Genomic DNA, 19,624 nt, shown 5'->3' with positions numbered 1-19,624 from the left:
ATCGATAACAAATTGGCAAGCATTAACAATAACAAAAGCAATATGAAAATAGAAAATATAAAAACACTAGGGGAATTAAAAAAAGCAGGTTACGAAAGTAAAAGCATAAAAGATGAATTGCGTTCTAATCTTAGAGAAAAAATAAAATCAGGAAAACCAACTTTTGAAGGCGTTCACGGTTTTGAGAATACGGTAATTCCCGAATTAGAACGTGCAATCTTATCGCGTCACAATATTAATTTATTGGGTCTTCGTGGTCAAGCCAAAACAAGATTGGCACGTAAAATGATTGAATTACTGGACGAATATATTCCATTTGTGACTGGTTCCGAAATTAATGACGATCCGTTTCAACCGATTTCCCGTTTTGCAAAAGACGTCATTGAAACAAAAGGAGATGAAACTCCAATTTCCTGGTTACACAGAAGCGACCGTTTCTTCGAAAAATTAGCCACGCCAGATGTTACCGTTGCGGATTTAATTGGCGATGTAGATCCGATAAAAGCAGCAAATTTAAAATTGTCTTATGCGGATGATCGTGTGATACATTTTGGGATGATTCCAAGAGCTAACCGTTGTATTTTCGTTATCAACGAATTACCTGATTTACAGGCTAGAATTCAAGTAGCCTTGTTCAATATATTGCAGGAGGGTGATATCCAGATTCGTGGATTCAAGTTGAGAATGCCGCTGGATATGCAGTTTGTTTTCACTGCAAATCCTGAGGATTATACCAATCGTGGTAGTATTGTTACGCCATTGAAAGATAGAATAGGTTCTCAAATCTTAACGCATTATCCGGAAACAATTAAAATTGCAAGAACCATTACGGAGCAGGAAGCTAAGCTGGACGGTGTACAAAGTGATATGGTTCATGTTCCTTCGTTAGCCCGAGATTTATTGGAACAAATCAGTTTTGAAGCGCGAGAAAGTGAGTATATTGATAATAAGAGTGGCGTGAGTGCAAGGTTGAGTATAACGGCCTTAGAAAATTTATTAAGTACTGCCGAAAGAAGAGCTTTGAAATCCGGAGAAGATAAAACTACTTTGCGTCTATCTGATTTTATGGGAATTATTCCTGCTATTACCGGAAAAGTTGAATTGGTTTATGAAGGAGAGCAGGAGGGAGCTGCCGCTGTAGCACAGCATTTATTGGGGGATGCTATTCATACTTTTTTCCCTGCCTATTTTCCAAAAATTGAAAAATTAGAAAAAGAAGATGTTAAAAATGCCTACACAGATATAATCGAATGGTTTTTTGCAGAAAGCGGTTTCGAATTATTAGACGATTGTACAGATGAAGAGTATCAAAGAATTTTAGGTAGCATTGTGCCGCTGGAAGTTTTAATAAAGAAATACCAACCGCAAGTGGAAAAGGAAGATAAATTTTTCATGAAAGAATTTATTCTTTGGGGATTGGTAGAATATAAAAAACTGAGCAAAGACCGTTTCTCTGAAGGATATCAGTTCAAGGATATTTACGGAAGCTTTATCAGTAAATTGTAAATAACGTACTATTTATTGAACCTTGTAAGGCATTTAAGCAACTATAATTTTTAAAGTTTCTTAAATGCCTTAAATGGTTAAAATAATGTTTTCTTGTGGACTTTTTATTTTCAAAAGGGAATGTTTTGTACTATAAATTTTTATTTATTTCATAATGGGACGCTAACGATTTTATTTAGTCTACCTTGTCCCCTTGGCGGTATTTGCAGTCAACAAAAAGTCATGGAAAATAGCTTTGAGGATTTAATTGCCTCTTATATTGAAAATAAAGTTGGAATATCTGAACATTTTTTAAGTGACGCTTTGGCCAATAGCTTAAAGCAAAATTTACTCAACCTAAATCAACAGAGTTTGTTAATGGAAGCAGGAACAGGTAACTCAGAAGCTGTTTCATATGATAGTGCGGTGAGAAGCGATTCTATTTATTGGTTGGATAAGAAACACAATAATATCTTCGAAAACGAATTTTTTGCTCAAATTGAAGCTTTTATAACCTATTTGAATCTAAGTTGTTATACTGGAATTACAGGATATGAGTTTCATTATTCCTTGTATGAAAAAGGTGATTTTTATCTAAAGCATTTGGACCAGTTCAAAAATAACCCGAGCCGAAAATACTCCATGATTAGTTATTTGAATAGTGATTGGCAAGAAAGTGACGGAGGCGAATTGTTAATTCATCAGCTAAACAACAACCAAAAAATTGCACCTACTCAGGGCAAAACGGTTTTCTTCAAAAGTGACGAGTTGGTTCACGAGGTTTTGGTAACCCAAAATACCCGAATGAGTATTACAGGATGGTTGAAGTGTGATTGATTACTAAAAAAGTGTTCCCTGTATACCTTCTGGTTGTGGGTTATTATCACATTTAAATTGATCGATTGCAAAAAACTGTTTTATGTTCCCATCAAGCTTTTGCAAAACAGTACTGTCAAACAAAAAATGCACGTCTATCAAAAAAAATAAACTTTTAGCTCTTTCAAGCTTTTTACGAGTTAATCTTCTTGCAATGGACACAATTTTGATCAACACAATTTTGCATATCCAATTTATGAAGCGATTCTTAAGATCGTTTCATTATCGGTTTCAAACTGTTTTTTTAATCTTTATTGGGTGATGTAAAAAATGCGCCATTGGGATTATAGCTAAATTCATTTAAACAGAGTTCAACGGGTTTTAAAGTATTGAATACGCTGCTTAAGCGATTTTTAATAATTTCAATTGTCACAATAGTAGCTTTGAATTCACAGATGGAAATATGTCCCAACGAATTTTTACTATGAAACCAACCCACTTCCTTGGCCAATCTTTGTTCATGGATTTAAGCAAAACTATAACGTCTTCAGAAGGATATATTGCAACAGAACAATGCTTTTCCATACTTTAAAGATTTCTTTTAGTAGTTAAACGAAATCAATAAACAGTAATTTTAAAAATAAAATCTAATTTTTATTCACTAACTCCACTTATTTTTGCTTGTGTTTTTTCCAATTCTAAATACAATTGATCTTTTTCTTTTCTGAGGTTATCAATTTCACTAATCCAATGCTCAATATCTCTTTGAATTAAACTGATATCATCATTTTTTTCATCGGTTGTTCTTAAAAACTCAAACTCGTTTGCCTCAATTAATTTATTTTTTGCCTCTTCTAAATTTCTAATATCAGTGAGAAGAATTTTCTGAATCTCCAAAAGTCTACTGCTTATTTTTTGGTTTCTTTCGACAGTGATCCTTTCTGCTTCTTTACGCTCTTGCTCTGCAATACGAATTTTTTGTTCCTCAATTTCTTTTTCTTGTAATTGAAATTGTTGGTTGTTTTTTTCGGTAATCGTATTTTTTTGTTCTAATAAATTTTTTCTATTTTCTTCAAAAAGATTAAAACTTACGGATACAATGATTAAAACTAAAACAATTATTGTTGGAAAAAAGACGTTCTTATTTAGCCCTAAAATTTTAGGATCCATCTCTTTTTCTAAATCATTTTCTATCTCTTTTGGTGCTTGAGCAGTTGTAATCATAGATTTCAAAGGCGGAGGTGCTACCATTAAAAGACTTTTCAATTCCGTTATTTCTCCTGCATATTTCCAGTCTTCCATTCCCTGACACCAAACGGGAGTCGTTTTTGTGATTTTTTTACTCTTTAATTCGTCTAGTCCAAATGGACCACTACTTTCATTTCCGTTGTGTGTATAATAGATATTCATGTAATGATACTTGTGTATTTATAGATTTGATGCTTTTTGAATATTCAAAAGTACAAAACAAATCGCTTTTTCCTATACAGTATTTTAATTTGAATGTTTGTCCGTGATATTCAATTAAAAATTATGAAGTTTTCATTTTTCTGTAAACCCGTACAATATAATTTCCTTTTAAAAATGCTACTGGGTCAATTTTGGCTTTAAAGAATAGTTCCATTGTGAGGATTTTCGAGTATTAGCTGCAGCGACTTTGGAATAAGTGCAAATTCAAGTGATATTGACCACCCAATTTCAATTTAAAGTGAGCACCGAATTCCAATTCAAAATGATCGCTTAATTCTAGAGCAAAATGACCACCTTTATTTTTCATTAAAAACTACTTTTTCCATCTGTTAATTAATATTCAAATTCATTTAAAATATTACCCTTTGTTTATCCCTCTTTTCTTTCTCATAGATTCTCCGTGCAATTCGATTCGCTGAGATTCATTTATCAGCCTATCTAAAATGGCATCAGTAATGGTTTTTTCTCCAATGATGTCATACAAGCCATGCTCTGGGATTTGTGAAATTACAATTATAGAACCATTGTTATGCCGATCTTCAATAATCTCTAAAAGGGTAATTCGGTTACTGCTATCCAAAGCTTGGAGTCCAAAATCGTCTAATATGATAACATCTTGCCGTTCTATTTTAGCTAATTCTCGCAAGTAAGAGCCATCTGCTTTATCAATTTTTAATTTAGCAAACAACTTCGAGTTATTAAAATAATTCACTTTAAAACCTTGGATACGCGCTTGATAATCCAAGGCAGAGCCTAAATAGCTTTTGCCGACACCAGTACTTCCTGTGATTAAAATTTTTTCATTTTTTTCTACAAATTTACATTCTGCCAGACGCAGTATAGTATTTCGATTCACATTACGAGTTTGGTCAAAATTGATTCTTTCAATATTTGCTTTGTAATGGAATGGGTGGTCAGTTTGCACTGGAATATGTTGGTCAATTTGACCGGTTTTTCAAGTCTTCGCAACAAACTAATTTTTACAAAATTCACACCTACGATTAATACTTAAATCGAGCTCATTGTTAACTGAAATAAATAGTGGTTATTCGATTTAAAAAGAATCATTGGTAAATAATGGACATAATCTGTCAGATTTTCATTCTAATCTAATAAGTAATTTTAAAGAGGTACGATATTGGTACAAAAAACACAAAAAAAATAAAAAAGTAAAGATAAAAATCTTAAAAATAAAAAACCATTGATTTACATGGTTTCAGTTTGTTTCAGTTTTTTAAAATTTTGGCTATTTACTTTCCGATGCAGAAATTAGCAAAAATATTACCAAGCAATTCATCATTCGTAACTTGTCCTGTTATCATCCCAAATTGGTACAAAGCTTCCTTAATATCCAATGCCATCAAGTCACTAGACAAGTTAGTTTCTAACCCGTATTTTACTTTCTGTATTTCGTCTAAAGCTTTTAGTAAGGAATCGTAATGTCTTGTATTGGTTATTATTGTCTCATTGTTTCGTAAAGCCCCGGTATTGACAAAGGACAGTAATTCATTTTTAAGATCTTCAACGTTTGTTTTTTCTTTAGCAGATAAGAGCAAAACTTCGGGAATCTCTGTTTTTAGATTTTGAATTTCAATTTCGGTTAATTTATCAGCTTTATTACCAATGATCACTAAAGGCTTTAACGGAAATTGATTTTTGATTTTCTCCAATTCTACTTTCAATTTTAAACCAGATATTTTAAATTCTGAGCTGTCAAAAAGAAATATTACAACTTGAGAGTGTTCAATCTTTTCAAAAGTTTTACGAATCCCAATGCTTTCTACTACATCTTCGGTTTCACGAATTCCCGCGGTATCTATAAATCTAAATCCAATTCCTCCAATCACCAATTCGTCTTCAATCGTGTCACGTGTCGTACCAGCAATTTCGGAAACGATGGCGCGTTCTTCATTCAATAAAGCATTCAAAAGCGTGGATTTTCCCACATTGGGTTCACCCACAATAGCCACAGGAATTCCATTTTTGATGACATTTCCCACCGCAAACGAATCGATTAATCGCTTGAGAACAAATTCAATTCGGTTCAGTAATTCATGAAATTGGGTACGGTCTGCAAATTCTACATCTTCTTCAGCAAAGTCCAATTCGAGTTCAATTAACGAAGCAAAATTTAATAATTCTTCACGCAATTTGGCAATTTCGTTAGAGAAACCACCGCGCATTTGTTGCATGGCAATTTGATGTGAGGCTTCATTATCTGATGAAATCAAATCTGCTACAGCCTCGGCTTGAGATAAATCAAGTTTACCGTTTAAAAAGGCTCTTAATGTAAATTCACCAGGATCAGCCATTCGGCATCCTTTTCTAAGCAATAACTGAATAATTTGCTGTTGAATGTAGGTGGAGCCATGACAGGAAATTTCTATTGTATTTTCACCTGTATAGGAGTTCGGAGCTTTGAAAATGGAGACTAAGACTTCATCTAAAGTTTTGGGGCCATCAATAATATGGCCTAAATGTAACGTATGGGTTTTTTGTTGTAATAAGCTTTTGTTTTTAATGGATCGAAAAACAGAATTACCAATAACTATGGCATCTTCGCCAGAAATTCGAATTACGGCTATTGCTCCAGCTCCAGAAGGGGTTGCTAATGCTACTATGGAATCATGAGGTATCATATTGTATTCAATTTTATGCAAAAGTAAGTAAAACTTACATGACAGCAAGACTCACATATAAAACCATTAACGTTACTAGAGGTTAAAACGAACTAAATCAGGGAATTAACGAGATAATTTGTTTTTTTTTGTAAATTTATATAAATAGTTAATCACTAAAGATCATGAAAAAAATTCTGTTTCCAATGGACTTTTTAGAAGCTTCTATAAATGCATTCATTTAGGCATTAAAACTAGGCGATAGCATAAAAGGGGAAATTATTACTTTAAATGTTTATGATTTACCTAAAGTAGGTTACAGTAATGTTACGGGTGTGTTGAATAAAATTTATGATATTTTAGAGTTAGGTATTTTTGAGAATTATAAAGATTAAGTTCCTTTTTTAAGGTGAATTGCGGAACAAAATAATTTGGAACATATAAAAATAAGTAATCTTTTGGATCATGGCAATTTAATCAATAAAATATTTAAGATTACAATAGATGAAGATATCGATTATGTTATTATGGGAACCACAGGAGTAACGAGTTTAACAGAAATTTTTTTTAGAAACAGCAACTATAAAAGTGATGAATGATACTAAAGCTGTATTATTTGCAATACCTGAAAAATTAAAATGCGAGCAAATAACAAAAATACTTTTCCTTATAAAATGTAATTATGAAGGTATCAAAGTTCAAAAAAAAGTAATCGACTTTGCTAAAGTATTTGATGCATACATAGATGCTTTTAGGGAAGAGTTTCAGAAAAGTATCAAGGATAAAGATATTACCTAGCATCTCATTAGCAATAATAATATTGAGGGTATTATTCCAGAAATTATTGATTTGAATAAAATTAACATGATTACGATGCATGTTTATCATAAGAATTTTTTTGAAAAAAAAAATTATTCCAGATTAGTCTTTCAAAAAAACTAGCTTTTCATGTAATATTCCAATTCTTGCCATTCCCGAATAAAAATTAATTTGACTGCATTATTATTTTACTTTTTAGAATTTATTAAATTAATACGAAATATTTTTTGTTTTTTTTAAATAATTAAGTAAATACCTGATAATTGTCAGGTTAAACATGTAGTATAATGATTATCTTTGATAAAAGAACTAATTTAAAATACATGCTAAAATGAAAAGAATTCTATTTCCCACTGACTTTTCTGAAGTTGCCACGAATGCTTTTGTGCATGCTTTAGAATTTGCAAAAATAGTTCAAGGAGAGCTCATTTTGTTGCATACATTTGAATTACCCGTGTTTGATAATCAGTTTTTCCCGGAAAATTATGCAGTAATCTATGATTCGTTGGAATTATCCCAATTTACGATGTTTAAAGAGGAGATTCCAAAACTCCGGGCAATAGCTGAAGAACGCAATCTGGACGAAATAAAAATTTCTCACCGACTTATGGATGGTGATTTGCTATTTAATATTAAAAGATCTATCAAGGAAGATAAAATTGATTTTGTAGTAATGGGAACTTCCGGAGCGACAGGGTGGGAATCCTTCTTCTTAGGTACAAACACAGGGTCTGCAATAGCAAAAATCGATGTTCCGATGTTGTGCGTACCAGTAGATGCAAAATTCAAACAAGTTGAAACAATTGGGTTTACAACCCGTTTCAGACCTAAAGATAAAAAGGCACTTAAAACCGTTTTGGATATTGCTAAAAAAACAAAGGCTAAAGTAAAATGTCTCTATGTAAAAACAAGTGATTCTGATGTCTCTGAAGATACAATAGAAAAATGGGAAACAGAGTTTATGCAAGAGCCAATAGAGTTTTTTGTTACTAATAGTGACGAAGTAAAAGAAACCATATTAGATTTTATTCTGTATAAAGAGATTGATGTATTGACTATGCTTACCTATAAAAGAGGTTTTTTTGAAGGATTATTCAAACCTAGTTTCACTAAAAAAATGGCGACCAATTTTGATATTCCAATTTTAGCCATCCATATTGATTGATGCTAAAATTAGGCTTCAAGCCCAGATCTAATTTCGTTATATTTGCATTTCATCAAATGAATTATGGAAGTATATAAATCGAAAAAAGAAAGCTATTCAACACAATTAAATACAATTAACAAAAAGTACAATAGTATCAGTTTTTTTAGACTGCTAACTATTGTACTTTTTTTAGTTTCCATCTATTATTACATTCAAACAAGCGAAGTTGTTTTGATTATTTTGGCTGTTGTACTCTTTGGGTCATTTATTCTTTTAATGCGTTTTCATTCAAAATTATCTTTACAAAAACAGATATTGATTGCCCTAATTGAAATTAATAAAAATGAAATATCTTATTTAGAAAGGAAAAAAATCATTTTTGAAAACGGTCAGGAGTTCAACGATTTTCATCATCCTTATGCATACGATTTGGATATTTTTGGAGAAGATTCCCTATTTCAAAACCTAAACAGAACAGCCACATTTATTGGTAAAAAAACATTGGCTAAACAACTTTTAACGCTTTTGCCAAATGAGGAAATTTTAAAAAATCATAAAGCCATTAAAGAATTATCCACAAAGCTAGATTGGCGTCAAGAATTCTTGGCTTTCGCCAAAATAAGTCAGGATACGCAATCCAGTTATGAAACTTTATTGAAATGGAGTACCTCAGAAAGTAGGCCTCTATCAAAAGCTACAATGTTGATTTCTTATATTTCACCTGTTCTATTCTTTGGTGTTTTTATCGCATATTTGGTGACATCAAAGCTAGTTTTTGTATCCTATTTAACTTATTTGTTTGTTTTTAATTTAGCTTTTATGGGTAGATTTTTGAGACGTATTCAAATTGAAATTGCCAATGCAGAAAACGTCGACAAAATCATCAATCAATATAGTTTACTGGTTCAAAAAATTGAGAAGGAAACTTTCGAATCTCAAAAATTGATTGATTTGCGACAAAAACTGACTTATAAAAAAGAAAACGCCAGTGTTCATCTGAAGCAATTGGCTGTTTTATTTTCGAAAATGGACAGTATTGGAAATTTTGTAACCGCATTAGTATTCAACGGAACTTTTCTTTTTAATCTTCATGTTTTAAAATCTTTGATAAAATGGAAAAAGAGTCATGCTGAAGCGCTCGAAGATTGGTTAGAAGTAATTGGTGAATTTGAAATGTTGAATAGCTTGGGTAATTTATCCTATAATAATCCGGGGTTTGTTTTTCCAAATATAAATACAAATTTCGAAATTGATTTCTCTAATCTAAGTCATCCGTTGCTAAATGAGAAAACCAGAGTAGGGAATGAGGTGCGTTTTCATCCGCAATCCTTCATGATTTTGACGGGTTCTAATATGTCTGGCAAAAGTACTTTTTTGCGCAGCTTAGGGATTAATATGGTGTTGTCAGGAATGGGATCGGCTGTTTGTGCCAGCAGTGCAAATGTACATCCTTTACCAGTTTTGGTTTCAATGCGATTATCAGATTCTTTATCCGACAGTGAATCGTATTTCTTTGCCGAAATAAAGCGTCTAAAACAAATTATGGATGAATTGCAAGAAAGACCAGCTTTTGTTTTATTGGATGAAATATTAAGAGGTACCAATTCTGATGATAAACGAAATGGAACCATAGAAGTTGTCAAAAAAGTGATTGCAAAAAAGGCTATTGGCGCCATCGCAACGCATGATATTGAAGTTTGTCTGACAACTAATGACTTTCCTAATACACTTACCAATAAATGTTTTGAAGTCGAAATCCACAATGACGAATTACATTTTGACTATAAACTTCGGGATGGAATTTGTAAAAATCGAAGTGCTACTTTCCTAATGAAAAAAATGGGAGTAATTTAGAAAAGTGTTCAGTTAACATATTGTAAAATTATTCAAAAGGATTTACACGATGAGATTCCCCTTCGTCGGAATGTCAAAAATTAAAAGGACTAAAAGCAAAAAACCGTCTCGTAATTAAACGAGACGGTTTTTTAAATATAAAAATGGTTTAGTTAATAGCGTATTTTAAAATCTAAATAGTGGTTAGCTATTTAGCATTACTGGCATTACAAGCATGGTTACCGTTTCACCGTCTTCTAATCCATCAACAGGAGTTAGAATTCCAGCTCTGTTTGGTAAAGACATTTCAAGCATAATCATATCTGATTGCAAGTTAGTCAACATCTCCGTAAGAAAACGAGAGTTATATCCTATTTGCATATCATCACCTTGATAATCACAAGTCAATCTTTCTTCTGCTTTATTAGAATAGTCAATATCTTCAGCAGAAACATTCAATTCAGCACCAGCGATTTTCAAACGAATCTGGTGTGTAGTTTTGTTAGAGAAAATAGCAACACGACGAACAGAACTCAAAAACTGTGAACGGTCAATCATCAATTTATTTGGATTTTCTTTTGGAATTACCGCTTCATAGTTTGGATATTTACCATCAATCAAACGACACATCAAAATATAGTTATCAAAAGAGAACGTAGCGTTCGAATCGTTGTATTCAATTTTTATTTCAGCATCGGAACTTGTGAGAATATTTTTTAAAATAGTCAAAGGTTTTTTTGGCATAATAAAATCAGCCACTTGAGAAGCCACAACATCTGTACGTGCATATTTGACTAATTTGTGAGCATCAGTAGCTACAAATGTCAATCCTTGTGGCGAAAACTGAAAGAAAACACCGGACATCACCGGACGTAAATCATCATTTCCAGCAGCAAATATAGTTTTGCTGATAGCGGTTGCCAAAACATCGGCAGGAACTAATGTTACTGAAGGATCATCTAAGTTTACAGCTTTAGGAAATTCATTTCCCGGAGCATAGGCCAAAGCATATTTTCCAGAATTAGAACTAATTTCAATCGTGCTATTTTCTTCAACAGTGAACGTTAATGGCTGCTCAGGAAATGTTTTTAGGATTTCCAATAGTAACTTTGCCGGTACAGCAACACTTCCTTTGCTCGTAGAATCTATAGTTAATGCCGCTGACATCGTTGTTTCTAAATCCGATGCAGAAACCGTCAATACATTCTGATCTAAATCAAATAGAAAATTATCTAAAATAGGTAAAGTATTGCTACTGTTGATAACGTTACCTAAAACTTGTAATTGTTTCAATAAGTACGAACTCGATACTATAAATTTCATCTGTTATATTTTATTTTTTTGGTATACTTTTTATTTTATTTTTAAAAACCATACATTTTACAAATATATCGTAAAGTACTTTAGTATGGAAAATTTTTTATTAACATCTACTTGCTGTATTTTCTCTTCCTTAGGAATGTAAATAGGATTCCAAAAAGTGCTAAAATAAGAATTGGTAGCCCGATAGTTATGAATTGTATAGCGGTGTAGTTTTCATAAACTTTCTCTTTATCCAATAATGGCAAGTCAAGATCTTTGCTTCGAATGTTAATAAGTCCAGTATCATCCAGCAAATAATTGACGCAATTTATTAGAAAATCTTTATTATCATACAAATTTCCAAAGCGTTGATCGTAACCTAATTCTACTGGTTGAAAGTTTTTATCCAATTGGTTTTTTATCAAGTCACCATCTGATATAACAATCATTTTGTTTTCTTTTCCTTTGCTTTCAAAACTCTTTTGATCGAATGGTAAAACCCTATTTTCAAACATAGAATGAAATGAACCTTCTAACAAAACCGAAAGCGGAATATTTCCTTTGTTCAGATAATCATTTGGACTTGTTTCTTCGGTTACTGTATTTAAATTGATTTCTGTTGGCGTGCCAATTTTTTTCGAATATTGAGAAGACTGCAACAAGATGGTTTTCTTAATTCCGTTTTTCAACGTATCGATTGCATTAGCAAAATCGAATTTGATTCCACCTAAATTTTTCACAATTGGATGCGGACTATTTGGATAAACCTGAGGTGCAAATTTCCAGTTGAATTCCTGGAATTGAGTTGCGCTTCCTTGATCTCCGGAAGCTAATTTTATTGGACTTCCACGTTCGTCTTTTATCAAATCTGGATTTATTCGGATTCCGTATTTAAAGAATAAATCATTCAAATTTAAATCTCTTGGATATGCTAATGTTGATCCTGATGAATTATATAAACTATCCATTTCTGCAGAAACTTGGTCTACAAGCCACAAAGTTTTACCCCCATTTATAATGAATTGGTCTAAAACCTGTTTTTCTGCATCCGAAAAAGTTTCTGTTGGTTTAGCAATTATGGCCAAATCATATTTTTTTAAAGCGTCTAAACTTCCAATAGGATTTTTGGCAACCGAATCTAAAGTAAAAGGTCCAATGTGATAACTTTCTCTTACTTGCATTAAAAATTTAGCCATTAATATATCCTGAAGCTCGCCATTTCCTTTGAGTACAGCTATCTTTTTTTGTTTGTCTTTAGTAATTTTATTTAAAGCATCAGCAATAGAATATTCCAGATGTTGAACGGATCCAATTACTTTTTGAGTAGTCGAAGCACCCATTCTGTTTTTCAACAAAGGAATATTGACTTCCTTATTATTATAGACTGCAATCGCCCAAGGAAAAACCATAGCTTGCGACTGTTTCCCTTTGTCATCAACGGTAATATTTATTGGAGTCAATCCTTTGCGATACAATTCTTTTATGTTGTCCATGCTTTCGTCTTTGTTTTCCAATGGATCTACAAATTCGAAAACAATATTTTTGTTATACGCCTGAAATTCTTCTAATAATTGTCGAGTTTCCTGCTGTAATCGTTTGAATTCAGCTGGTAAATCGCCTTGCATATAAATTTTTATAGACAAAGGATTTTGTATTTGTTTAATTATGTTTACAGAAGTGGCAGAAAGTGTATATCTTTTATCTTTGGTTAAATCAAAACGATGAAATAATTGGTTCCCAATACCATTTATAATCAGCAAAATTGCGATTGTAACCAATAAAGTTTTTAAGTTGCTTTTTTTAATAGGTTTCATTACGATTTAAAAGATTTTAAATTATAAACAGTCAAGGATAAAAAGAAAACCGTAACACTTGAAAAATAAATAATGTCTCTGGTGTCCAGAACTCCACGGCTCATGCTTTTAAAATGATCCTGCATACCTAAGGAGGAAATAAAGGAAGAAATCTTAGGAACAATAGCTGATAAACCTTCGAACCCAAAATAGAAAACGAAGCATAGGAAAACGGCAATTATAAATGCCACAATTTGATTTTCGGACAGCGTAGACGTAAAGATTCCAATGGCAGAATATCCTGCAATTAGAAACAATAAACCAAAATAAGAACCAATTGTGCTTCCCATATCGATATTACCTTCGGGAATTCCCAAACGAGAAATTACCATAACATAAATAAAAGTTGGAATGATTGCCATCACAATTAAGAGTAGAGCTCCAAGAAATTTCCCATTTACAATTTGCCAAATACTCAATGGTTTGGTCAATAATAATTCTAAAGTTCCTTGTTTCTTTTCATCAGAAAAACTGCGCATAGTTACTGCCGGAATCAAGAAGATTAATATCCATGGGGCCAAGGTGAAAAATGGAGTTAAATCGGCAAAACCAGTATTCAAGATGTTGTATTCTCCTTCAAAGACCCACAAAAATAGTCCGTTACTAATTAAAAAAATAGCGATTACCAAGTAACCTATGGGTGAACCAAAAAAAGATTTTATCTCTCGTAATAATATGGATTTCATTTTTTTTGTTTATTCGTTGATTTGGTTATTTGAAACTGATAACTGAAGTGGATTACTGTAAACTCACTAATTTGTCAACGCTCCAAGCTTCTGGTTTATCGTTGAATAATTTCTTGGTAAAAGACCAAACATCATAAAAAAGCTCTGATTTTCTATAATTTTCTAAATCTTCTTCGGTTTCCCAATAACTGTAGGTGAAAAAAATACATTTATTGTCTTTGTCCTGATACAGCTCTAAAAAACGATTTCCTGGAGCGTTTCGTATTTTTTCTTTCATCAATTCGAAGTTTTCTAAAAAAGCAGGAATGTTTTCCTGGTGAAAGCTCAATTTTACTATTCGTACAAACATTGTTTTTTTTGTTTAAGGTTTAAAGTTTAAGGTTTAAAGCTGCTCAACTTTAAACCTTAAACTTTAAACAAATTTTATAATTATAATATCTCTGTAATTCAATCCCAACAAGCTATTCGCAGATCCTACCTTAGAAGGATTACTTCTGAAAATAGCAATTTCCAGATAACCAGCTTCATTGAAAATGGCTAATTTTTCTCCTTCATAAGACTTAATCGGATATTTATCAGAACTTGCAATGGCCGAATAATTTGGCAAAATAGTTTTAATATTTTTGGTTTTCAAAACGATTTCATAAGGCCTGCCTTTGGCAACTTCAATAAAATACTTTTTAGAAATATTAGTAATAACATTTCCAAAATGATCAATGTAAATCACATTTCCTTTTAGTGAATTCCCATCTTCTGAAATCGTGGCTTGTAGATTTGTAACGTGCTTAATCGTATTGATTTCTTTACCAATGACATTCATTAATCCCCCTTTGGCTAAATGACAGGCTACTTTTACAAAAACATCCAGATCAGTAGCTTCACTCGGTAAACGATCGTGTATATTAATTGCCACCATTTTTTGCGGAACAATTTTTTGTGACATCATGCTTAAAATCCCATTATCGGCGGCAATAAAATAATGGTCATTCCATTGCATGACAATATGTTGGTTTTCTTTATTAAATTCCATATCAACTCCAATGAGATGAACAGAACCTTTTGGAAAGCTCGCGTAAGAAGCTCCAATAATGTAACTTGCTTCAACAGTGTTGAATGGGTCTACATCATGCGAAATATCTATGATTGTTGCTTCGGAATACTCGGACAATATTTTCCCTTTCAACGCACCTACAAAGTGGTCTTTCAAGCCATAATCGGAAGTAAGGGTAATTATTGACATAAATTTGTTTATAACTATTGGTATTTTGTAAACCTAATTTTCATTAAATTTGAGAAACGCAAAGCTAAAGTATTTTAATCTTTAATTAAATAGAATTTTCAATTTGAATTTAAAACAAAACTTATGATCAAACCCATTTTTTTTCTTTTGCTTTTCTTTTGTAGTTTTCAATCTTATTCTCAAAAACTAATTTATAAGTCAAATGGTACCATTAGTGATATGGAAAATAATAAAATTTCGTCGGATGGAGTCAGAGCGCTATTAGCAAATAATGAAAAATTACTGGCGGATTATAATTCCGGGAGGAGAAAGAAAACGATAGGAAATATTATGTTATATGGCGGATTGGGGATGGTTGTGTTTGATTTAGGTATAGTTGCATTTGATAATGCGATCTCGGATGGATTTTCTACTATAGTTTCAGCCGGAATACCTGGAAGCGGAAGTGGTTCGAGTGGTAGAAGAGCAAAACCCAGTGTAGCAACATATATTGGACTTGCTTCGTTTGCAGCTGCAATTCCAATAAAAATTGGGTTTTCAAAAAAAATTGAAAATGTCGTTACTGAATTTAATAATCAATCGACTATTGGATATAAACAATACAATAATCAAAAACTGGATTTAATTACCAATTCAAACGGAATTGGATTGCGATTGACATTAAATTAAAATAACCTAAAAATACTTAATTTGAACGAAAGGATAATCGAGCTCATAGACATCGCTCCAAAAGACTTTTGGGGCGCTCAAGACACTCATCTTGAAACAATTAAAAAATATTACCCAAAATTAAAGATTGTCGCTCGCGGAACGACCTTGAAAGCTTTTGGTGAAAAAGAAGTTCTGGACGAGTTCGAAAAACGATTTCAACGGTTGATGCTTCATTTTACACGTTACAATACTATTGATAACAACGTTATTGAGCGTGTTATTTTAAGTGATGGTAAGCAAGTGGAGCGAATGGGCGATCATGACAAAATTCTGGTACACGGAGTGGGCGGTAAAATCATAAAGGCGATGACTCCCAACCAACAATTGTTAGTGGATACCATGAATAAAAACGATATGCTTTTTGCAGTTGGACCGGCAGGAACAGGGAAAACCTATACTGGTGTTGCCATGGCTGTAAAAGCATTGAAAGAAAAACAAGTCAAACGTATTATACTCACGCGTCCGGCAGTTGAAGCAGGGGAGAACCTTGGTTTTCTTCCAGGTGACATGAAGGAAAAATTGGATCCCTACATGCAACCTTTATATGATGCTTTGCGTGATATGTTGCCCAATGAAAAACTGGAAGATTATATATTGAAAGGAATTATCCAGATTGCACCTTTGGCATTTATGCGTGGCCGAACTTTGGATCATGCTTTTGTAATTTTGGATGAAGCCCAAAACACTACTCATTCGCAAATGAAAATGTTCCTGACTCGTATGGGAAAAAGCGCCAAATTTATGATTACGGGAGATCCAGGACAAGTCGATTTACCAAGAAGAACTATTTCAGGGCTTAAAGAAGCAATATTAGTTCTAAAAGATGTGGAAGGAATTGGAATTATATATCTGGATGATAAAGACATTGTGAGACACCGATTAGTTAAAAAAGTAATTGATGCCTATAAAATGATTGAAAATAATGATTAAAACAAAAGGAGGCTTTTTCATAAAGCCTCCTTTTTTAATTTTTTTATTAATCCTGAAACATAGTATTCCAAGTTTTGAATTCTAAATCAGAAAGTTTGTGCTGATTTAAGCTTTCAATAAAAGCCTGATAAGCGGAATTGAACAACGATTTTAGTTTGCAATTGTGTGATTGAAAGATACAAGGTTTTGAATCACAGTTGACGATAGGTGTATCGTCTTGTTCTAATAGGTGAATTAAATCGCCTAATAGAATTTCTTTTGCTTTCTCAGAAATCACTATTCCGCCATTCTTTCCTCTTTTGGTGAGAATTAATTGATTTGCCGATAAGAATTGAACCACTTTAATGAGATGATTTCGCGAAATTTTAAAAGTATTGGCTAAATCATCCAAAGAACTTTGGGGAGTATCATTTTTTTGATTTAAATACATCAAAACGCGCATACTAAAATCGGTAAAGTGATTCAATTTCATATTAAAATTTACTAATTAAGGCTTAATAATTGAGGGCCAAATTCTTCATACAGAATATTTTCTCTATTTACGCCAAGTGCAACCAAAGATTGATATTGAACTTTTATAAAAATAGCCGGTCCGCAAATATAATATTTTGCATCTTCAATAAGGATTTCTTCTTTAATTTGATGCAAATCAATTCTTCCTTTGATAGCGTTTGTTGCTGATTCGGGTAAAGTTTCATAAAAAACGAAAGAGGTTAACCACTCATTTTCATTGTTTAAATCCTCGATAGTATTTTTAAACGCATGAACATTTTCATTGCGACAGCTGTGAATCCAAACTGTTCGATTTTTTTGAAGTGAATTTTTATTGGTTTCAACCATACTCATCATCGGAGTAAGTCCAACACCGCCACTAACTAATACCAAAGGATTTTTAGCTTCTGGATCTGCAAAAAACACCCCCGCTGGTGCGCTAACTTCAATTATATCACCTTCCTTTTTGTTATGTAATGCATTGGAAACAATTCCATCAGGAGTTGTATTTTGACTGATTTCTTTTTTTACCGAAATTCTATAATATTCACTATTAGAATAAGAAGACAGGCTATATTGTCTAGGCTGTTTATAACCTAATTCAGGAATAAAAGTACTCACAGATATATATTGACCCGGATAGAAATCGGCAATTTTTTTGCTGTCTTCCGGCGTAAGATAAAATGAATTAATTTCGTCGCTTTCTTTTACAATTTTGGAGATTATGAAGGTTCTCCAGCCTTTCCAGCCTCCTTTTTTATTAATTGTGTTTTGATACATTTCAGCCTCAATGCTAATCATTATTTGAGCCAATTCATTGTAAGCACAGGTCCAGGCTTCAATTAATTCTACTGTTGCGAGATCACCTAATACTTCTTTTATCGATGCAATTAAATGGTTTCCAACAATATCATATTGCTCTGGTTGAATATTTAAACTTACATGTTTATTTCCAATTGATTTTAACGTATTAATCAAAACAGTAGGATTTTCTATGTTTTCAGCGTAAGCAAGAACAGCTCCACTTAAAGCATTTTGTTGTTTTCCACTAGCTTGATTTGCCATGTTAAAAATGTTTTTCAACTCTGGATTATTGGATAACATTCTTTGATAAAAATAGGATATCAAATCATTTCCATTTGTTCTTAAAATTGGTACAGTTGCTTTTATTAATTCTTTTTGACTTGAATTCATGACTTTATTATATTTTAATTTTTACAAATATAGCAATCATTTTATATATTGTTGTATTTTAAATGCAACAATGTGTTTTAAATGTATTTTTTAAAATATCGTCAGGAAATGATAACCTAAACTTTTTATAAATTTTTGCGTTTCTCTTAAAAATGCAATAAATTTGTAATAAATAAAATTTCAGTTAAAAAGAAATGATTTTAAAAGAAAAAATTAAAGTAGTTATTAGTGATTTAGACGGAACTTTACTCAATTCAGATCACAAAATATCCCAATATACCAAAACTGTTTTTCAAAAACTTCACAATCAAAACTATTTAATTATTGTCGCTACCGGCCGTCATCATCTTGATGCTATGCCAATTGTGGAAAGTTTAGGATGTCCAGTTTATTTAGTTACTTCCAATGGCGCTCGAATTCATTCTCCTCATAAAGAATTGCTTTTTTCTTACGATATGGATAGTGAGGCAATAAAATCGGTTTTGGCATTAGACATTGAACCTGAATTTACAACGGTACTTTTTAAAGAAAATGTTTGGCAAACAAATAAGCACAATGAAAAACTAAACAGTTTTCAAACCGAATTAAATTATATCCCAGAATTAGTTGATTTTAAAACGCTTGAAGATGTCAGCGCAATTAAAATGTTTTTTACGCACGACAGCCATGCTAAATTAATAATATTAAGGGATAGAATTCTGGTGAAGCATCCTGATGTTTTTAGTCATGCTTTTAGCTTACCGCTTTGTTTAGAATTTATGGATAAATCGGTCGATAAAAGCATTGCTATTGCTAAAATACTTGAGAAAGAGAATTTAATGTTTGAACATGCAATAGCATTTGGGGATGGCTATAATGATGAAAAAATGTTGAATTCAACTTTTAGAGGGATATTAATGGGCAATGCTCCTGATAGTTTGAAAAACAAGCTTCCGCATTTAGAAATAATTACTTCAAATGATAATGATGGTGTTGCAAAATACCTTTCGCAAACAATTTTAAATTTAGAAGTCTCGAAATAATTTTCC

Annotated in this window: 18 protein-coding genes; 8 read left to right on the top strand and 10 right to left on the bottom strand. The window is 32.2% G+C overall.

The annotated features are described in order from the left end of the window. Nucleotides 1-42: 42 nt before the first annotated feature. Both C4S35_RS13890 and C4S35_RS13885 read left to right on the top strand, forming a co-directional pair. Nucleotides 43-1,506 (top strand): AAA family ATPase, encoded by a 1,464-nt coding sequence (locus C4S35_RS13890; protein ID WP_104000757.1) that lies wholly within the window; start codon nucleotides 43-45, stop codon nucleotides 1,504-1,506. A 222-nt stretch (nucleotides 1,507-1,728) separates the two neighbouring features. Beyond that, nucleotides 1,729-2,322, top strand: a complete 594-nt coding sequence (locus C4S35_RS13885) for a 2OG-Fe(II) oxygenase (RefSeq protein WP_104000756.1) — start codon at nucleotides 1,729-1,731, stop codon at nucleotides 2,320-2,322. 633 nt (nucleotides 2,323-2,955) lie between these two features. Here the strand turns inward: C4S35_RS13885 and C4S35_RS13870 are convergent. The 3 genes from C4S35_RS13870 to mnmE form a co-directional block, all read right to left on the bottom strand. Beyond that, nucleotides 2,956-3,711, bottom strand: a complete 756-nt coding sequence (locus tag C4S35_RS13870; RefSeq protein WP_104000753.1) for a DUF4339 domain-containing protein — start codon at nucleotides 3,709-3,711, stop codon at nucleotides 2,956-2,958. Nucleotides 3,712-4,129: 418 nt separating this feature from the next. Then, nucleotides 4,130-4,696 carry an ATP-binding protein gene (locus tag C4S35_RS13865; protein WP_159916764.1) on the bottom strand — a complete coding sequence of 189 codons (567 nt, stop codon included), beginning with the start codon at nucleotides 4,694-4,696 and terminating at the stop codon, nucleotides 4,130-4,132. Between the two features lie 325 nt (nucleotides 4,697-5,021). Then, nucleotides 5,022-6,410 (bottom strand): tRNA uridine-5-carboxymethylaminomethyl(34) synthesis GTPase MnmE, encoded by a 1,389-nt coding sequence (gene mnmE / locus C4S35_RS13860; RefSeq protein ID WP_104000751.1) that lies wholly within the window; start codon nucleotides 6,408-6,410, stop codon nucleotides 5,022-5,024. A 570-nt stretch (nucleotides 6,411-6,980) separates the two neighbouring features. Between mnmE and C4S35_RS13855 the strand changes: the two genes are divergently transcribed. The 3 genes from C4S35_RS13855 to C4S35_RS13845 all read left to right on the top strand — a co-directional run bounded on the left by C4S35_RS13855 (nucleotide 6,981) and on the right by C4S35_RS13845 (nucleotide 10,209). Continuing rightward, complete coding sequence (locus C4S35_RS13855) at nucleotides 6,981-7,187, top strand: hypothetical protein (RefSeq protein ID WP_104000750.1); 207 nt, start codon at nucleotides 6,981-6,983, stop codon at nucleotides 7,185-7,187. A 352-nt stretch (nucleotides 7,188-7,539) separates the two neighbouring features. After that, on the top strand, nucleotides 7,540-8,373 hold the full coding sequence (locus tag C4S35_RS13850; protein ID WP_104000749.1) for a universal stress protein: 834 nt from the start codon (nucleotides 7,540-7,542) through the stop codon (nucleotides 8,371-8,373). A 63-nt stretch (nucleotides 8,374-8,436) separates the two neighbouring features. Beyond that, a complete protein-coding gene (locus tag C4S35_RS13845; RefSeq protein WP_104000748.1) occupies nucleotides 8,437-10,209 on the top strand; it encodes a MutS-related protein in 1,773 nt (590 codons plus the stop codon). A 183-nt stretch (nucleotides 10,210-10,392) separates the two neighbouring features. Here the strand turns inward: C4S35_RS13845 and dnaN are convergent, their stop codons facing one another. The 5 genes from dnaN to C4S35_RS13820 form a co-directional block, all read right to left on the bottom strand. After that, a complete protein-coding gene (gene dnaN / locus C4S35_RS13840; RefSeq protein WP_104000747.1) occupies nucleotides 10,393-11,511 on the bottom strand; it encodes a DNA polymerase III subunit beta in 1,119 nt (372 codons plus the stop codon). Between the two features lie 107 nt (nucleotides 11,512-11,618). Further along, nucleotides 11,619-13,304, bottom strand: coding sequence for a gliding motility-associated ABC transporter substrate-binding protein GldG (gene gldG, locus C4S35_RS13835; RefSeq protein ID WP_104000746.1), 1,686 nt, complete (start codon nucleotides 13,302-13,304; stop codon nucleotides 11,619-11,621). Beyond that, nucleotides 13,304-14,029, bottom strand: a complete 726-nt coding sequence (gene gldF / locus C4S35_RS13830) for a gliding motility-associated ABC transporter permease subunit GldF (protein WP_104000745.1) — start codon at nucleotides 14,027-14,029, stop codon at nucleotides 13,304-13,306. The genes gldG and gldF overlap by 1 nt, the downstream gene beginning before the upstream one ends. A 52-nt stretch (nucleotides 14,030-14,081) precedes the next feature. Next, nucleotides 14,082-14,378, bottom strand: coding sequence for a putative quinol monooxygenase (locus tag C4S35_RS13825; protein WP_104000744.1), 297 nt, complete (start codon nucleotides 14,376-14,378; stop codon nucleotides 14,082-14,084). A 63-nt stretch (nucleotides 14,379-14,441) separates the two neighbouring features. Continuing rightward, complete coding sequence (locus C4S35_RS13820) at nucleotides 14,442-15,269, bottom strand: SAM hydrolase/SAM-dependent halogenase family protein (protein WP_104000743.1); 828 nt, start codon at nucleotides 15,267-15,269, stop codon at nucleotides 14,442-14,444. Between the two features lie 123 nt (nucleotides 15,270-15,392). Here C4S35_RS13820 and C4S35_RS13815 point away from each other — a divergent pair, with 123 nt between their 5' ends. Together C4S35_RS13815 and C4S35_RS13810 are read left to right on the top strand one after the other, a co-directional pair. Next, entirely contained in the window at nucleotides 15,393-15,938 is a 546-nt protein-coding gene (locus tag C4S35_RS13815; protein WP_104000742.1) for a hypothetical protein, read from the top strand. Between the two features lie 21 nt (nucleotides 15,939-15,959). After that, a complete protein-coding gene (locus C4S35_RS13810; RefSeq protein WP_104000741.1) occupies nucleotides 15,960-16,910 on the top strand; it encodes a PhoH family protein in 951 nt (316 codons plus the stop codon). A 46-nt stretch (nucleotides 16,911-16,956) separates the two neighbouring features. Here C4S35_RS13810 and C4S35_RS13805 read toward each other — a convergent pair whose 3' ends face one another. Together C4S35_RS13805 and hmpA are read right to left on the bottom strand one after the other, a co-directional pair. Further along, nucleotides 16,957-17,382: an Rrf2 family transcriptional regulator gene (locus tag C4S35_RS13805; protein WP_104000740.1), complete on the bottom strand. Its 426-nt coding sequence runs from the start codon at nucleotides 17,380-17,382 to the stop codon at nucleotides 16,957-16,959. Nucleotides 17,383-17,393: 11 nt separating this feature from the next. Then, nucleotides 17,394-18,596, bottom strand: a complete 1,203-nt coding sequence (gene hmpA / locus C4S35_RS13800; protein ID WP_104000739.1) for an NO-inducible flavohemoprotein — start codon at nucleotides 18,594-18,596, stop codon at nucleotides 17,394-17,396. A 194-nt stretch (nucleotides 18,597-18,790) separates the two neighbouring features. Here hmpA and C4S35_RS13795 point away from each other — a divergent pair, with 194 nt between their 5' ends. Further along, entirely contained in the window at nucleotides 18,791-19,618 is an 828-nt protein-coding gene (locus C4S35_RS13795) for a Cof-type HAD-IIB family hydrolase (protein ID WP_104000738.1), read from the top strand. Nucleotides 19,619-19,624 lie beyond the last annotated feature (6 nt).

The organism is Flavobacterium urumqiense (assembly GCF_900108015.1).
In the GTDB taxonomy this organism is placed as follows: Bacteria; Bacteroidota; Bacteroidia; order Flavobacteriales; family Flavobacteriaceae; genus Flavobacterium; species Flavobacterium urumqiense.
This window is presented reverse-complemented; position numbering and strand designations above follow the sequence as displayed.

What these genes read in the sequence shown, in the direction of transcription:
- hmpA (WP_104000739.1), bottom strand. Translation starts at nt 18,596, where the DNA reads ATGAATTCAAGTCAAAAAGAATTAATAAAAGCAACTGTACCAATTTTA.
- dnaN (WP_104000747.1), bottom strand. Translation starts at nt 11,511, where the DNA reads ATGAAATTTATAGTATCGAGTTCGTACTTATTGAAACAATTACAAGTT.
- mnmE (WP_104000751.1), bottom strand. Translation starts at nt 6,410, where the DNA reads ATGATACCTCATGATTCCATAGTAGCATTAGCAACCCCTTCTGGAGCT.
- C4S35_RS13825 (WP_104000744.1), bottom strand. Translation starts at nt 14,378, where the DNA reads ATGTTTGTACGAATAGTAAAATTGAGCTTTCACCAGGAAAACATTCCT.
- C4S35_RS13870 (WP_104000753.1), bottom strand. Translation starts at nt 3,711, where the DNA reads ATGAATATCTATTATACACACAACGGAAATGAAAGTAGTGGTCCATTT.
- C4S35_RS13795 (WP_104000738.1), top strand. Translation starts at nt 18,791, where the DNA reads ATGATTTTAAAAGAAAAAATTAAAGTAGTTATTAGTGATTTAGACGGA.
- C4S35_RS13845 (WP_104000748.1), top strand. Translation starts at nt 8,437, where the DNA reads ATGGAAGTATATAAATCGAAAAAAGAAAGCTATTCAACACAATTAAAT.
- C4S35_RS13820 (WP_104000743.1), bottom strand. Translation starts at nt 15,269, where the DNA reads ATGTCAATAATTACCCTTACTTCCGATTATGGCTTGAAAGACCACTTT.
- C4S35_RS13805 (WP_104000740.1), bottom strand. Translation starts at nt 17,382, where the DNA reads ATGAAATTGAATCACTTTACCGATTTTAGTATGCGCGTTTTGATGTAT.
- C4S35_RS13885 (WP_104000756.1), top strand. Translation starts at nt 1,729, where the DNA reads ATGGAAAATAGCTTTGAGGATTTAATTGCCTCTTATATTGAAAATAAA.
- C4S35_RS13850 (WP_104000749.1), top strand. Translation starts at nt 7,540, where the DNA reads ATGAAAAGAATTCTATTTCCCACTGACTTTTCTGAAGTTGCCACGAAT.
- C4S35_RS13890 (WP_104000757.1), top strand. Translation starts at nt 43, where the DNA reads ATGAAAATAGAAAATATAAAAACACTAGGGGAATTAAAAAAAGCAGGT.
- C4S35_RS13815 (WP_104000742.1), top strand. Translation starts at nt 15,393, where the DNA reads ATGATCAAACCCATTTTTTTTCTTTTGCTTTTCTTTTGTAGTTTTCAA.
- C4S35_RS13855 (WP_104000750.1), top strand. Translation starts at nt 6,981, where the DNA reads ATGAATGATACTAAAGCTGTATTATTTGCAATACCTGAAAAATTAAAA.
- gldF (WP_104000745.1), bottom strand. Translation starts at nt 14,029, where the DNA reads ATGAAATCCATATTATTACGAGAGATAAAATCTTTTTTTGGTTCACCC.
- gldG (WP_104000746.1), bottom strand. Translation starts at nt 13,304, where the DNA reads ATGAAACCTATTAAAAAAAGCAACTTAAAAACTTTATTGGTTACAATC.